20 protein-coding genes are annotated in these 14585 nt (G+C 56.5%); 14 read left to right on the top strand and 6 right to left on the bottom strand.

Translation table 11 applies throughout. The annotated features are described in order from the left end of the window. Positions 1 to 311: 311 nt before the first annotated feature. On the bottom strand, positions 312 to 746 hold the full coding sequence (locus RBB29_RS22060; RefSeq protein WP_306117082.1) for a hypothetical protein: 435 nt from the start codon (positions 744 to 746) through the stop codon (positions 312 to 314). Positions 747 to 1069: 323 nt separating this feature from the next. Continuing rightward, positions 1070 to 1786, bottom strand: coding sequence for a helix-turn-helix domain-containing protein (locus RBB29_RS22055; protein ID WP_306117081.1), 717 nt, complete (start codon positions 1784 to 1786; stop codon positions 1070 to 1072). Positions 1787 to 1936: 150 nt separating this feature from the next. Here RBB29_RS22055 and RBB29_RS22050 point away from each other — a divergent pair, with 150 nt between their 5' ends. The 4 genes from RBB29_RS22050 to RBB29_RS22035 all read left to right on the top strand — a co-directional run bounded on the left by RBB29_RS22050 (position 1937) and on the right by RBB29_RS22035 (position 4416). Further along, a complete protein-coding gene (locus tag RBB29_RS22050; protein ID WP_306117080.1) occupies positions 1937 to 2152 on the top strand; it encodes a tautomerase family protein in 216 nt (71 codons plus the stop codon). A 68-nt stretch (positions 2153 to 2220) separates the two neighbouring features. Further along, positions 2221 to 3045, top strand: a complete 825-nt coding sequence (locus RBB29_RS22045; protein ID WP_306117079.1) for a VPLPA-CTERM sorting domain-containing protein — start codon at positions 2221 to 2223, stop codon at positions 3043 to 3045. Positions 3046 to 3067: 22 nt separating this feature from the next. Next, the gene (locus RBB29_RS22040; RefSeq protein WP_306117078.1) at positions 3068 to 3589 is read left to right on the top strand and encodes an OsmC family protein; all 522 of its coding nucleotides are present in this window, start codon (positions 3068 to 3070) and stop codon (positions 3587 to 3589) included. Further along, the gene (locus RBB29_RS22035) at positions 3586 to 4416 is read left to right on the top strand and encodes a class I SAM-dependent methyltransferase (RefSeq protein WP_306117077.1); all 831 of its coding nucleotides are present in this window, start codon (positions 3586 to 3588) and stop codon (positions 4414 to 4416) included. Before RBB29_RS22040 ends, RBB29_RS22035 begins: the two co-directional genes overlap by 4 nt. 237 nt (positions 4417 to 4653) lie before the next feature. Here the strand turns inward: RBB29_RS22035 and RBB29_RS22030 are convergent, their stop codons facing one another. Continuing rightward, positions 4654 to 5259: a flavodoxin family protein gene (locus RBB29_RS22030; protein ID WP_306117076.1), complete on the bottom strand. Its 606-nt coding sequence runs from the start codon at positions 5257 to 5259 to the stop codon at positions 4654 to 4656. A gap of 179 nt (positions 5260 to 5438) precedes the next feature. On the opposite strand from RBB29_RS22030, the gene RBB29_RS22025 reads away from it, so the two are divergent. Next, positions 5439 to 6320: a LysR family transcriptional regulator gene (locus RBB29_RS22025; protein ID WP_306117075.1), complete on the top strand. Its 882-nt coding sequence runs from the start codon at positions 5439 to 5441 to the stop codon at positions 6318 to 6320. A gap of 15 nt (positions 6321 to 6335) precedes the next feature. Here the strand turns inward: RBB29_RS22025 and RBB29_RS22020 are convergent, their stop codons facing one another. Then, complete coding sequence (locus RBB29_RS22020; protein WP_306117074.1) at positions 6336 to 6908, bottom strand: TetR/AcrR family transcriptional regulator; 573 nt, start codon at positions 6906 to 6908, stop codon at positions 6336 to 6338. Between the two features lie 315 nt (positions 6909 to 7223). On the opposite strand from RBB29_RS22020, the gene RBB29_RS22015 reads away from it, so the two are divergent. From RBB29_RS22015 to RBB29_RS21980, 8 genes are all read left to right on the top strand, one after another. Further along, positions 7224 to 7856, top strand: a complete 633-nt coding sequence (locus tag RBB29_RS22015) for a YdhR family protein (RefSeq protein ID WP_306117073.1) — start codon at positions 7224 to 7226, stop codon at positions 7854 to 7856. Between the two features lie 24 nt (positions 7857 to 7880). Continuing rightward, positions 7881 to 8351: a hypothetical protein gene (locus RBB29_RS22010; protein ID WP_306117072.1), complete on the top strand. Its 471-nt coding sequence runs from the start codon at positions 7881 to 7883 to the stop codon at positions 8349 to 8351. Positions 8352 to 8414: 63 nt separating this feature from the next. Continuing rightward, positions 8415 to 8852 carry a lactoylglutathione lyase gene (gene gloA / locus RBB29_RS22005; RefSeq protein ID WP_306117071.1) on the top strand — a complete coding sequence of 146 codons (438 nt, stop codon included), beginning with the start codon at positions 8415 to 8417 and terminating at the stop codon, positions 8850 to 8852. 233 nt (positions 8853 to 9085) lie between these two features. Then, entirely contained in the window at positions 9086 to 9469 is a 384-nt protein-coding gene (locus RBB29_RS22000) for a nuclear transport factor 2 family protein (RefSeq protein WP_306117070.1), read from the top strand. Between the two features lie 4 nt (positions 9470 to 9473). Beyond that, on the top strand, positions 9474 to 9695 hold the full coding sequence (locus RBB29_RS21995; RefSeq protein ID WP_306117069.1) for a 4-oxalocrotonate tautomerase family protein: 222 nt from the start codon (positions 9474 to 9476) through the stop codon (positions 9693 to 9695). 237 nt (positions 9696 to 9932) lie between these two features. After that, the gene (locus RBB29_RS21990) at positions 9933 to 10859 is read left to right on the top strand and encodes a DMT family transporter (protein WP_306117068.1); all 927 of its coding nucleotides are present in this window, start codon (positions 9933 to 9935) and stop codon (positions 10857 to 10859) included. A gap of 5 nt (positions 10860 to 10864) precedes the next feature. After that, entirely contained in the window at positions 10865 to 11728 is an 864-nt protein-coding gene (gene cysE, locus RBB29_RS21985; protein ID WP_306117067.1) for a serine O-acetyltransferase, read from the top strand. Next, positions 11725 to 12501, top strand: a complete 777-nt coding sequence (locus tag RBB29_RS21980) for an MBL fold metallo-hydrolase (protein WP_306117066.1) — start codon at positions 11725 to 11727, stop codon at positions 12499 to 12501. Before cysE ends, RBB29_RS21980 begins: the two co-directional genes overlap by 4 nt. Positions 12502 to 12521: 20 nt before the next feature. Here RBB29_RS21980 and RBB29_RS21975 read toward each other — a convergent pair whose 3' ends face one another. Beyond that, entirely contained in the window at positions 12522 to 12992 is a 471-nt protein-coding gene (locus RBB29_RS21975; protein WP_306117065.1) for a DUF1772 domain-containing protein, read from the bottom strand. An 11-nt stretch (positions 12993 to 13003) separates the two neighbouring features. Beyond that, a complete protein-coding gene (locus tag RBB29_RS21970; protein WP_306117064.1) occupies positions 13004 to 13633 on the bottom strand; it encodes an NAD(P)-dependent oxidoreductase in 630 nt (209 codons plus the stop codon). A 61-nt stretch (positions 13634 to 13694) separates the two neighbouring features. Between RBB29_RS21970 and RBB29_RS21965 the strand changes: the two genes are divergently transcribed. Further along, a complete protein-coding gene (locus RBB29_RS21965; RefSeq protein WP_306117063.1) occupies positions 13695 to 14291 on the top strand; it encodes a TetR/AcrR family transcriptional regulator in 597 nt (198 codons plus the stop codon). Positions 14292 to 14585: the final 294 nt, after the last annotated feature.

Below are 14585 nucleotides of genomic sequence, written 5' to 3'. Positions count from 1 at the left end.
CCTTTCCTAGCAGTGATAGACAACTGCAGTATGGCGCATCGCGACGCCGGGGGAGCAGGAGCCATCCACCCCATCCGGAATGACGGGCCGCACCGCAGCGGCGTAGTGTGGTGATCAACGTCGGCAATGGGCCGCGGGCGATGTCGCAGGGAAGAGGGCTTCTGAACAGATCCGATTTCTTCGAATGACGGCACCGAGCCCATAGATACCAATGCTGCGGTTCGAATGAACGGCGGCTTTGGTATCAAAAAACGAAGGCCCTGGTTTCAAACAGGAGATCTATCATCGCCTCTCGGGACGAGAACCGTTCGTCATCCGAGATGAGTTATAAATTGTTCGTTGTAGGCCAGGGTGGCGATTTTCCTCGCTTGGGCGGGCGTTTCGCGAGAAATTACCCATTCAAATACCGGTTCTTGTTTTGGTCCACGCTCTTCCGATGGAGTGCCCGCGGCAACCGAGGACGTTTCCTGCGACTCGGTTCCGACCGAACCGGATACGACATATACGAACTCATCCCCAGTTGTTTCGAAAGTGAACACTGGCTCCGATGTCTCGCTGGCTGGCATGTCGCTCTGTTCTTCTATTTCAGTGAGAACGATCGTCAAGTCGATGTCGTTGGGCTCTCCGCTGGTGACTGATGGACCGCCCGTCGGGTTCAAATCAACGCTGGCTGAACCTTCATATGCTCCTGCGCTAGCTGAGTTTTGGTCGAACTGCAGTTCCCAATCCATATCAAAAATAGGCATAACTATGTTCCCTTTAATGTTTGTTGGCTTGCACAGGTAGATACGAAGCCCGTGCGCTTATTGTTTCACGCTTCCGCTTCACGAAACCGTGAGCGTCAGGACCATTGGCCTGCCCCAGAAATATTTCCTGCTATGTGGTCCGACGGAGATTCCGGGCCCCTAGCACCAAAATCAGACATTCGTGCAGGACCCGCAAACTGACGCTCCGTCCCGCGATGGGTGAGTTCGATCAAGCCCGAAGTTTGCGTCCGCAGCGAAGGACCGCAATGCGGGCTGCGACCGCAGCATCTAGATGAGGTGGTCAACGGCAGCAAAGGGCCGATTCAAGTATCCGCTAGAGCTTTTGGGTTGGTTTGGATTGTAGTGTCGGCGTAACTGCTTCGCACCAACCACTTGGTTAGCGTGCGCGCCATGAGTTCGTGCCCAGTGAGTGTGATATTACCGTTGGCAATTTCACGTTCAAAGGAAGAGTGGCCCATCCAAGCTGCCGTTAAGGCGCGAAGGTCGCCAACGATGTAAAGATCAACATCAAATTTTGGATCAACATAACAAAGGTCAGCTTCCTCGCCGGGTTTCGAAACGATCCAGTAGTTCGATTTGCCACCTTCCGGCTCGTCAAGAATGAACTGGATGACGCTCTTGCGCTTGGGTAGCTGCAAAAGATCCATCTTGGTTCTGATTTTCCACATCAGCATGCGCGCATCGAGATCTTGCAGCGACACTTCACAATCGATATTGCGGTGCGCCCATTCTCCAAGAGCGTTTATGAGATCTTCCAGTTCGTCAGCGACAGGTGTCGTGAAGTATTCAGCATGGGCACCCGGGCCAGCGCCACGGCGGACAATCAACCCATTGGCCTCCATTTCCTTAAGCCTTTTGGACAACAACCCCGGCGACATCCCGGGCACGCCGCGCTGTATTTCATTGAAGCGTGTCGATCCGCACCACATTTCGCTCAGGACCAACATTGTCCAACGGGGCTCAAGCAGGCTTGCGGCCATGGCGATCGGGCAAAACCTTGGATATTTCGACTCTGACATCTGGGACCTCCTAGCATAGCTAACCATTTCGGCCATGTCGCCGTCCACTTCAGAAAGTGTAGTGGGTTTCCTTCATTTGATGAACTGGCTGGAGCGCCGTCGCGTCAGGCAAAGTTCACGCATCAGACATTCAAACAAAGGAGACATGACATGCCACTGGTCGATATCGAAGTTATCGAAGGCGTTTTCGACGAAGGTCAGAAGGCGCAGATGATCCAAAAAGTCACAGACGCAATGGTCGAAGTTGAAGGTGAAAACATGCGGTCCGTGACTTGGGTGCGCCTCAAGGAAGTGCGCAGCGGTCAATGGGGCATCGGGGGAAATACCCCAAGCGCCAGCGACATCAAAGCCATGGCGGCCGGCTGAAAGGTGATTTGGGCCGGCCGTTCTAACTGGCTTAGTGCCGGCCTTATGACCCTTGGGTATTCAATTGAATGAGTAATGACATGATTAGATTTGCAACATCGCTTATCCTGGCAGGCTTTCTGCCCGTCGCGGCCAATGCCGCAACCGTTTCAACAACGGTAGAGGCCATCACGGTCTATCCCGGTGGCAGTATCGACAATCTGGCACAGGATAGTTTCGACAGCTCGACGCAGGAAATTGGCGTATCAACTGTCGACGCACAACCGCCCTCAGCCGTTGGGCGATCCACATCCAGTGCATATTATACAGACTTTGGTCAGACCCTGGGTGTCATAGCCCGCGCTGACAAGACTGCAACGACGGCACCAAGCGCACATAACGCGCGGGCAGCTCTGTCTACGACTCAAACCTACAGGGCCTTAGGGTCGGGTATGGTCACAGTCAGTTTGGATCTTTCAGGTTACATCTCAGTTGTAAGCGACTTGCAGGATCGCCCATCGCTGGCCCATGCCCTTGGCGGCTTTTTCCTGAACGGGCCGGGCTTTTTTGATGAGAAGATATTCGCAACTTCCCGGTTCCCCGATCCGCTTTTCACGGCTGACGGCGGCGCTTTCCAGACGACTCTGACGTCAATGTTCAATATCGCTGACGGAGAAATGTTCACTCTGAGTGCAAATTTCTCCGCTCACGCCGGAAAGCTTGAAACACTGCGGCAGTTCTTTGACGCAGACGTGGAATTATCAGGCGTTCTATCCGTTTCGGCTGACGGGTTCACACTGGAGACCGGTGACGGCAGTATCCCTGCCGCCGTGCCTTTGCCAAGCAGTGCATTTTTCATTCTTGCTTCGCTTGGCGCTCTCGGAGCCATGCGCCGCGCCAAAACTGGAAAATAGTCAACGAAAGCGAGTGCACATCATGGACAGAGATATTCACGCAAGAAACGCACAACTCCGGGCGATAGAAGTTTACAACAAGCGCCCCCAACTTGCTCGTGCTTGCACGGATGGCACGGCCGAGGTGTGCGATGGTTTGGGCTGCAACTACATGGAAGGCGATTACAAACAGTGTATCGATATGCCTGTTCCAATCGGCGGCACTGGCGAGGCCCCGACACCTGGGTTCTTTGGACGAGCCGCCATCAGCGGATGTATTGCGATCGGTATCAAGATGATGGCTACGCGTGAAAACATCGCTGTCGATCGGATTCGCGTAAGGATCGCCCAGGAATGGGATAACCGCGGGGTGCTTGCCATACCTGGCGCTGACACCATCGCCAGACAAACCTCGATCGTGATCGAATTTCTGAGCCACGAGGATGACGAAACGCTCAATAGCTTGGTCACCCAGGCACTGGAGTTCGATCCCTGGTTTCTTGCTTATCGCGATGGGCAATCAGTGCAGGTATCCGTCCAAGTCTTGGAAGGAATGGAGCAATGAACCCTCGTGTGCAACTCCGCATCCAACGCTATGGCTGGGATGCCGCCGCGCCATTTTATCACGATGGTTGGGAAGCACAGCTGCGTGGGGCTCACGCTCACCTGATGCGTTTGGCAGACATTCAAGCCGGTCAGCACGTACTGGAAATTGCCTGTGGCAGCGGGCTCGTCACAACCCAGATCGCACAAGCAGTAGGCGAAGACGGCGACGTCTTGGCCACTGATATCTCGCAAGGCATGTTGGACGATCTTGAACAGCGGCTTCTTCCAAATCTACGCCGGCGCGTTACCTTCAGGCGCATGCCCGCCGAGGCCCTCTCTGTCTCGAACGGCACATTCGACGCTGCCGTCTCGGCCCTTGGTCTGATGTACACCACCGACCCGGGCACGGCCCTTCGGAATATGGCTCGGGCTGTCAAGAAGGGTGGCACCGTCGCCGCTACCGTCTGGGGGGAGCGCAATAATTGCGGCTGGGCTGAGGTCTTTCCAATCGTCGATGCCCGGGTTTCATCGGAAGTCTGCCCTTTGTTCTTCAGAACTGGTGCACCCGGTGCACTTGTTCGCCAGTTCCACGACGCAGAAATTGAAAACATCACCGAACATCGCCATTCTGAAATCCTCAATTTCGCCTCTGATGATCAACTCGTGGACGCAGTTCTCCTTGGCGGGCCGGTTGCGATGGCGGTCAAACGGTTCAATGAAACAGATTGGCATGACGTGCGTCAGGAATTTCTTGAATCGGTCAGCGCATTCAAACATTTCGATGGTAGTTATCACATTCCAGGAGAGTTCTTGACAGTCAAAGGTATTCGCCAAGTACTTCAATAGTCGACCTCCACTGGCGATTATCCCCAACCATAACGAATGTCTGCTTTCGGGAAATCAAGTGGTCGGTGCTACGACCAGACGAACGGCAGCTAAGGGGCCGTGTGCGCTAACCAACGGAGCTCATGATTGCGGCACCGTTTGAATCTTCATCGCAATGTCGATGCGAAAGTAGCGGGTCGAAGGCAGCGCACTCTACAAGGATAGCGCTGCGTTCGACCTTTGTGACGTTCAGGCCGCTCAAGCGGCAACTGTCTCAGCTGCTTGCCCGGCACGCCAGCGTACCGCAGCCTCAGCGACGCGACGTCCAAGGAATTCTGCGGTTCTAAGGTCCGAGCCTGCGGGAGCGACTTCTGGTGGGACATCGGCATCTGCTTGAGACATTGCACCAAGAAATCCGCCCAGACGGTTCAGGTCATCCGGCGAACCGGTACTGGTGTTGTTTCCGGGTGGCAAGCCGAGTCCGATCCAGATCATGCCGTGTTGCATGGCGAAATGGTTGATCTGCTGAAGCGTCGCCAGTTTGTCGCCACTCATGCCAGCGGAATTAGTGAATCCGGCTGCTAGCTTGTTTGCCCATCGGCCCTCAAGCCATCGGCCCGACGTCTCATCCAACAGTTCTTTTAGCTGCGCAGAAGCGCTCCCGAAATAGGTTGGTGACCCGAAGATGATTGCATCCGCTGAGTCGATGAAATCCCAACTTTCATCGCGGTTCTCTACTGGTATCAGGGAGACGTCCGTTCCTGAAACCTCGCTCGCACCGCGGCGTACCGCCTCGGCCTGAACCGCTGTGTGGCCATATCCACTGTGGTAAACGATTGCTATCTTCACCATTGCTTTCTCCATCTTGGTCGCTCCGACCTTGCGGGCCAGGGCGCAGTTTGAGGAAACGCCGACGAACTGGACTGCAGATGCAACCATCTCGCCGTGTTGCCGTCTTGCTTGGAAGTAGCAACGAAGATCGTCGATTGATAATATCGAGTTCTCATGCTTACGATCGCAAAAATAGATCAGTGGATGACCTCATGACTCTAGATCAACTTGTTGCCCTCGACGCGATTGTCGCCGCTGGAACCTTCCGAGGCGCGGCCGATCGGTTGAACAAAGCGCAGTCCGCTGTCAGTCACCAAATCAAGAAGCTTGAGGACGAGTTGGGATTCAATCTCTTCTCGCGGGATGCCTACCGTCCGCGTTTGTCGCCTGAGGGTGAAGTATTTTTTCGTGAAGCGACGCGGGTTCTTGAGCAGGTGCACGGCCTCAAGGCCGTTGCTGCTGGTCTACGGAGCGAGCAAGAGCCCATGCTTTCAGTTGCGATAAGCGCCACGATGTCGCTCGATCCAGTTTTGGAGGTTTTCGGGGAAATCGGCACCGCATATCCGGGAACGCATCTCAAGCTGGTGACCGAAATGATGGGTGGCCCGTTGGCACGTCTAATGGAAGGAGAGGCCGACCTGATCATTGCCGGGCTGGACGGTGTTCCTATCGACGACGTCGAAACCCTTCCGGTCGGCTCGATCACGATCCGACCCGTAGCCAGCCCGGACTTTCCGGCTGCCAACCGACCAGGCGTTAGATCGCGCCGTGAAATGCAAAGCTATACGCAGGTCATCGTATCGGGGACGGGTGGTAAGGAGTTCGACCAGAGCAGGGACCTTTTGTCAGGGGGGCAACGTTGGACGGTCTCGGATTTTCAAGCCAAGAAGTCGATCATTAAGGCAGGACTTGGATGGGGCGGCATTCCTGAGCACTTGATGATCGAAGATCTCAAAGCGAGCGCGCTCGTTCCATTGGCAATCGAAGGCTACCCGCCGCGACACACTGAGATATTCGCAATCAGACGCCGAGATCGACCGATGGGAACGGTCATGTCGAGCTTATGGAGAAGCTTGGCGAGCGCATCAATGTAGACCGATCCGTCTCAATCAGTCAGCTCGAAACGCGTAGATGGCAGCGGACTTGCTGGTCTCCGCGATCTGCTCCGCAATTGGATCCGACCCAGCGGCCCGCGCCACGATAAGAGCACCGATCAGTGACGTTAGAAAGGACCAGGCTCTCTGCTGTTTCTCATCTTCGGGAAGCTCTCCGGGAATCCCTTTCGTGACTTCATCGACAATCCTCTGCATGAGGTCTGAATACGCCTGCTGAACATCCGGGTCGGCGCGCACAACGTCGGGCGATAGACCTGCCATAGCACAGCCGTTCTCGATATCAGTCCGGTGCGCCTCTCCAAGATAGTAGTCCGCAAACGCATTCGGCCAGTCTGCCCCATAGTCTTCGCGGAACTTGGGCAAAGCGGTCAGCACATCCTCCAGCCCGGCAAGCAAGGCTAGCTGAAAAGCTCCATCCTTGGACTTCAGATGTGCGTAGAACGCACCGGATGTGACCCCCGCCTCTTGGGCGATCGAGTCCACGCCGACTCCTGCATATCCAGCCCTGCGGAAGTTCTTCCCAGCTGACTTGACCAGTATCGCCTTTGTTCTCTCAGCTTTTTTCATCTGTTTTTCAGCCCTTTATGCCAAAAATATAGGGTTCGTTATTTTTTGTATTGACGATGGTCGGCGACGCATCTACCAAAATATAGTAATCGTTATATTTTTGCGTGCCGTACAAAGCAAGGCTTTCATCGGGGACGCTGAACTCGAAAGGAACAAGAAATGACGCACCGCATGATCACTCATGCGAACAGTGGAGGTGTGCCTGTGACAAGGCGTGCCTTCTCCACCGCGCTGGCAAGCCTGCCCTTCGTCCTAACTGGGGCATCGCGAGCCGCTGCATCGCTTTCATCCAAGATAGAAGAGGAGCCCTCGTGCATGACTCGACGCGCATTTGTCTACACCGAAACACAAGCAAACATTCCGTTTCGCCAGGTTCGTTGGAACGAGGTGAACGAGGGAATAGCCGAGCAACCAGGCTTCATCGACAAGACATGGTTGTCTGGCCGTCAGACCAACTCGGTCGGAGGACTTTACAGCTTTGGCAGCATTGATGCCGCGCTGTCGTTCTGCACTGACTTCTTCCCCGCCTTGGCCAGAGATCTCGGGGTTGCCCATTCCACGCGGGTCTTCGACGGCGTGGCAACAGCGGAAGCTAGCGCGGATATGAATGCGCCGCAGTTCGGTGGAACAGTCGAGGAAGAGCCTGGTGCCTTCGTCTACACCGAAGTGCAGGTTTCGCGATCCTTCGAAGATGCTCCCTGGCGTGAACGGAATCCCGATTTGCGCCGTCAGGAAGGTCTGATCTCGAAACTCTGGTTGAGCGGACACAACACCCGGACCCTCGGTGGGCTCGATGCCTTCGACAGTGTCGAGAGCGCATTGGATTTCGCCATCAACGTGTTTCCGAAGACAGCCGCGGCAATGAATGCGGCGTTCTATACGCGCGTGTTCGATGCGCGTGTCACCGAGGCCGCAAGCCGTGGCCTCAATTCTCCCTACTATCTCTAACCAATCTCCCTGAAAGGAATGACTATGAAGGTCACAACGATTGCAAGGGCCACTCTGGCTCTTGCGCTTTCCTCGACTGCCGCTCTTGCTGACAATTGCATCGAAATGGGCGGTGTCGGTATTCCCAACTTCTACCCTGAAGGTGAGGGGCAGCCGATTATCATCTCGGCAACGCTCACGGGAACGGTTGAGCATGCCAGCGGCAAAATCATGGCCACGCGTGAGACCGAGACAGGTCTGGAGATGGACATGGAGCACTATTTCGGACGTGGAGATGGCGGCGGTTTCCAGACGCGCGATCTTGGCATTCTGACGGCGGTGCCGGGCAAGCCTGGGCGCTTCATGATCGAGATTACCTACGACCTCGATCCGTCCGTTACGCGGGGCACCCTCGAAGGCTATTCCGGCCAATTCAGGAGCTACGGTTTGGTCGATCTGCGCGACGAAAACAACCTCGTCGGCCTCGTGCGCTATTCCGGCGAAATCTGTCGCTGACGATCTGCGTTTCAGGAGGCGTGCACCGCGCGCCTCCTTCCCGGTCCTATTTGGAGCAAGAGAATGTTAGACCTGCCAAGCGCGGACGTTGTTCCGCAAAAGATACTCTACACGATGCTTCGCGTGTCCGATCTGGAGGCGTCGATCGCGTTCTACCGTGATGGCCTCGGGATGTCAGAGGTGCGCCGCGAGACGTTTCCGGAAGGCCGATTCACCCTGGTTTTCATGGGCTATGTCGATGATCCGGAGGGCCCAACAATCGAGCTCACGTGGAATTGGGAAACCGAGACCTATTCGCCTGGCACCGGCTTCGGTCATATCGCCCTGGCTGTGCGCGATATCTACGGTGCCTGCGCCCGGCTGTCCGGAATGGGGGTGAAGGTCATCCGCAAACCTGGGCCGATGACCCATGCCCCTGAAGAGACCGGCATACATGAGGTGATTGCCTTTCTGACCGATCCGGACGGCTACAAGATCGAGCTGATCGGTCATGCGGAGTGACGCTGCCAAATCCAATCGCAACCGGATGCCTGCAGCCTCGATTGATCTGCTTTCAAGATCGAAACCATGAAAACTCGATATTATCAAACGAAGGTGTGGGTTGCTAAGTCGAGGCGAAACCACAAAACGGAGTGTCCAATGAAATCTTCAATTTCCCCGGTTTGCGCTTGTCTGGACGTCATTGCGCGCAGCGCTTTCGGCACGCGTTCCTTGGCGCCTGGAGGATCAGGGCAATGACGACTGATGCACGCGAGGCCGAAGTGCGCGAGCTTCTGAAGCTCTACTTCGATGGTCTTTATCAATCGAGCAGTGACGTGCTCCGCGCCGTTTTCCACACCGATCTCGCCTATGTGAACGGGACTGCCGGCAATTATGAGCGGATGGGTCTCGAAGATTACATGGCGCGCATCGACGCGCGTACGCCGCCGGCTTCTCGTGGCGACCTTCGTGAGGAGGTCATCGAAAGGATCGAGTTCAAGGGTGATCGCATCGGCATCATCGAAGCGCGGATGACGATGATGGGGCGCAATTATCAAGATCTGCTGACGATCATCAACACGGATGACGGTTGGCGCGTGCTCACCAAGGTTTTCTCATTCGTCGAACGAAAGGACTAGTCACATGCCATATGTCAACATCAAGGTCACACAAGAGGGCGGCCCCGACGGTACCGGCCCCTCGACGGACGAAAAGCAACAGCTTGTCGCCGGAGTGACGGATCTGCTGTTCAGAGTTCTTGGTAAGAACCCGGCCACGACCTTCGTGGTCATCGACGAGGTCCCGATGGAAAATTGGGGCATGGACGGTCGACAGGTCAGCACAATTCGGTCCGAGCAGGCCTGAAGTCTTCCCCGCCGCAACCATCAGCTCATTCCGGCGCGCCATCGGGCGCGCCGGAACAAGGGACCTTTCAGATGCCTCAAGTTCGTTGGACTATCCTGATGTCGCCATCACGTCACAATGCGGCAAACAAGACGCCGCACGTGAATTGGTACGCCCTGAGAAACGCGACAGGTCATGTTCTTCTACCGGAACTGCCCTCCGAGTTGGTGTCGCGCGCAATCCACGATGACTCGTGAGATGAAGTTTCTTGGCTCCTCTGCCGCATCGCTTGCCGGATATGCCTGGATGTCGCTCGCAGTATTGATCTGGGCGAGTTGGCTGGTACTGACATCCTCTGGGCGCACGACGACGCTTTCCGTCATGGATTTGGCCAGCTTTCGCGCCATTGTTCCGACTATCGTTCTAGCTCCGCTGCTTTGGCGCAACCGCCAGGTGGTTCTTCGGATTGGCGGGATGCGATGCCTGCTGCTTTCCGCCTACGGCGCGCCCTTCACGCTCCTTGTCGGATATGGGCTGGAATTTGCGCCGGTCGCGCATGCAGGTGCCTTGGTGCCTGGCTTGATGCCTGTCTTTGCTCTTGCATTCGCCTGTCTGATTTTTGGGGAAGAGGTGGGTCGCAAGCAGGCCATCGCGGTCGTGCTCATTCTTTGTGGGGCCGCAACAATCTTAATGCGAGGCACGGAACCCTTGCTGGCGCAAGACATGTGGCGGGGGCATCTCCTCTTCCTCGCTGGGGCTGTGTGTTGGGCCTGTTTTACCGTGACGGCCCGCAGGATCGAGATATCGGCGTTTCTCTCGACAGGCATCGTTGGCGCGATGTCGACGGTCGTGCTTGTGCCGATCTGGGTCTTTTTCGACTTTTCCAGACTTTCAACAGCGCACGGGGCCGACATTGCATTTCAGGTGGTCTTTCAAGGTGTCATCGCGGGACTGGTTTCGATGTTTGCGTTCGGTCGGGCGCTCAACCTCATTGGCGCACGTGCCTCCGCCCTGTCCGCGTTGACGCCCGGCGTCGCGGCCTTGCTGGCGGTTCCGATCCTCGGCCAGATTCCGCAAGTGACAGACATCGTCGCGCTCTGTCTCGTGGTGACTGGATTGGTCGCGTGGAACCGCAGCCCCAGCCAAGCGGCACAAGCCACGGTCACAAAAGACGACGGCGGATGAGGCACATGGAACTGACACACGATCAAGAACAGATGTGGGTAATTCTTCGGACCGAAGCCCTCGCTCTCGCAGAGAGGGAGCCGGTACTGGCACCACTCCTCGACCAGGTGTTCCTGTCCACGACGTCGTTGCTCGACGCCTTGGTGGTCCGGCTGGCGTCCTTGCTTGCAGCCACTGACGCGGATGAAGAGACATGTAAGAGGTTGCTGTGGGAGGGTGTTGAATGCGACCCGTCCGTCTCACAAGCCGCTGTGCAGGACCTTTATGCCATCCACGTGAAAGATCCTGCATGCGGCACGCATTTGCATGCCTTTCTCAATTACAAGGCATTCCACGCCGTCCAACTTCATCGTATAGCCCATTGCTTCTGGAATTCCGGCAGACACGAACTCGCGGCGTGGCTATCGAACCGAGTTTCGCGCACTCTTGGCCCTGACATCCACCCGGCTGCCCGTCTGGGTACCGGGGTCATGTTGGATCATGGGTCTGGGATCGTGATCGGCGAAACGGCCGTTGTAGAGGATGACGTGACGATCCTTCAGAACGTGACTTTGGGTGGAACAGGCAAGGTTGCGGGCGATAGGCATCCCAAAGTCCGGCGCGGCGTGATGATTGGTGCGGGCGCGAACATCTTGGGAAATGTCGAAATCGGTGCGTTCAGCATGATCGGCGCCGGCAGCGTTGTGCTGAAAGATGTCCCCCCGTGGTGCAGCGTTGCCGGCGTTCCGGCCCAAATCGTACGGCTACATCCGGTAAACGAATTTGCAAGAGGTGCGAACGCGCTCGGCTCGAAGACACAGGACGCATCCGGGCCTGAACCGTCTCAGACGGTCAAACACCCTTTTTTGTTGGGTAGGAGACGCACGTGAAGATCCATCAATTACGGAATGCGACGATCCTTCTGGACTTTCGCCGCGTGCGTTTGCTCGTTGATCCGATGCTCATGGAGAAGCACACGCTCCCGCCCTTGCGGCTGTTCAAGTATCGTGAGCGCAACCCCGCAGTTGGGCTTCCTAACAATGCAAAAGAGATCCTCGGCCGCGCCACGCACTGCCTCATCACGCATTTTCAGAAAGGGCACTTCGATCATCTCGACAAGGCTGGTGTGAAGTGGCTGAGGGAGCGACGCCTCCCGGTGTACTGTATCCCTAGAGACGCCGACGTTCTGGCGAAGAAGGGTTTGGACGTCATCCCTTTGGAACGCGATTTTTCCGAACCCCAAAGCTTTCTTGATGGCACCGTCCGGTTGACGCCCTGCCGACATGGGCGTGGGCTCGCTGGCTTGTTCATGGAACACGGTGTCGGCTACTTTATCCGCATACCGGGAGAGCCGTCTGTGCTCGTCACAGGGGACACGATCCTGACGCCCGAATTAAGGGCGTTCGTAGGAACGCATGTGCCCGATATTGTCGTCGCACCAGCCGGTGGCGCGCGTTTCGACATTGGCGGAGAGATCATCATGAACGCCAACGACATGGTGGAACTGGCGCGCCTCACGCCGGGGAGAATCATTGCAAATCATCTGGGTGCGATCAGCCACTGCACCGTGACACGCGAAGATGTTGAACAGCGCGCGCTTCAAACCGGGTTGCAGCACCGCATATATGCCCCTGCTGATGGAGAGACGTTGGAACTCAACTGAGGTTCGAGACGGACTCAACCTCAAATCAACTGTGCCGCCGTCAGCCAGCACGCCGCGGTCGTCGCCGCCGATAGCGTTCTGACGTGGTTCAAACGGGTCCATCGGCGCGTATAGTTGGGCCAATACGCCGCAAGCGCGTCCGGCGTTGTGGACAGGGCGCGAAGTCGTGTGTTCATCGGAACGTTGCCCATAGCGGTCACGACCATCACCCCTGTCAGATAGGCGACCGACCCGATCAAGACGAAGACCAGCGCGGTGCCGGGCCATTGCCAGTAGGCAAAGACCGAAAGTCCCACGGCGACGGGAACAAGCCCCAGCAGCATCACCATGAAGACTGATCGATAGACGGTCTGGTTGAGTCCGATCATGCCGTCGGCGCCCCTGGTATGGGATGCCAGTACAAGTCCGCGCATGACGAAGTCCGAAAAACTGAGGAAGACGCCGGCGACCAAAGCCGCGGCGAAACCGGCGAGCGTCAGGATCAATGCCATTGCGGCGATCCTCAGCTCGACAGACCAACCGCGCGACCGACATAGGCGCGGTCAGCCAGTTGCCGGGCCAGAAAGCGGGCCACGTCACGACGCGCGATCTTCAGGTCGAGGCCGCGCGCAGTGGAGGGAACATCCTCGATGACGTCCCTTCGGGTTGGCGCGTCCGTGAAAGCTCCGGGTCGAACGATCGTCCAGTCAAGCCCGCTCGCCTCGACCAGTTGTTCCTGCAGTTCATGATCGCGGAACACCGGGGCAAGGAGCGCACCGAACATCACGTGTTTCCACCAGAAGTTCAGGTTGCCCCAGCTGTCCCGCGCTCCAAGCGTCGATTGGCAGATCAACCTCGACACCCGATGGGTCTGCATGGCCTTAATGATGTTCAACGTGCCTTGAGACCGGATGACGCTCTTTCTCGACATCCCGGCGCCTAGGGTCACAACAACCGCATCATGCCCCTGCACGGCCTTCGAAACCTCAAGAGCATTCAGCGCATCACCGGCAAAGAGCCTGAGGTTCGGGTTCTTAATTTTCAACTTGTGCGGCGCGCGCGCGAAAGCGGTAACGGTATGCTCCTCTTCCAGAAGGCTCTGGACAGTGAGCCGGCCGACAGTGCCCGTCGCTCCAAAGACGATAACGTGCATGAGTAATCTCCTTGACACAGTGTAAAGTTGACACGGTGTCAATAGGTGATAACTTTACATCATGTCAAGCTTTTCGTCCGACACCCGAACCCGTATTCTCGAAGCGACATGGAGTCTCCTGGAATCTCAGGCAAAAAACGTTCGAATGTCAGATATCGCGAAAGCGACCGGTATCAGTCGGCAGGCGCTCTACCTGCATTTTTCGAATCGAGCCGAGCTTCTGGTTGCCACGACGAAACACATCGATTCCGTCAAGGATGTCGATGCGCGCCTGGCTGAGAGCCGGGCGGCAACGACAGGCATGGAAAGGTTGGATGCGTTTGTCACGGCATGGTGCAACTACATCCCCGAAATCTACAGCGTATCCGTCGCCCTGCGCGCCATGCGCGCAAGCGACGCCGAAGCCGCGCAAGCCTGGGACAATCGCATGCAGGCCGTTCGACAAGGTTGCGCCGCAGCTGTTGCCGAGCTCGCAACCGATGGGATGCTGAACCCGGACCTGAGCGAAAACACCGCGACCGACCTTCTCTGGACATTGCTGTCAGTGGAGAACTGGGAGCGTCTGGTAAGGGAATGTGGGTGGAAACAGGCTCAGTATGTGTCGTCAATGAAGTCTCTGACTTCTTCCGAATTAATTATGGGCAACAGCAAATCCTGAAAGTCATTTGGCTCGTCGGCTAGCCGAACTGATGGCTCTAACAGACGCTTCAGCCCTAAGGACCAAAATTCTTCCGGCATGGCGGTGGTCCGGATCTCATTGCACTTCGCAGAGCTTGGCCAAAGCGACTCGGTTCTCTGTGCTCAAGAAATTGTTCGAAAGTTTATCGCAGCCTCCAGGGTTCTTGTTGGTGACTGTGCATCTGCAGCGAATGTCGTGTGTGGATGGCTCCTGCATTGCAAGACAATTTTTGAGCTGATTTGAGCGCTTGTCAGATGCAGTCGTGTGTCCGGC

Origin of the sequence: Roseovarius sp. MMSF_3359 (assembly GCF_030733385.1) — a bacterium.
In the GTDB taxonomy this organism is placed as follows: domain Bacteria; phylum Pseudomonadota; class Alphaproteobacteria; order Rhodobacterales; family Rhodobacteraceae; genus Roseovarius.
Note: the sequence above shows the minus strand (reverse complement) of the source record. Positions and strands in the feature narration are given on the sequence as shown.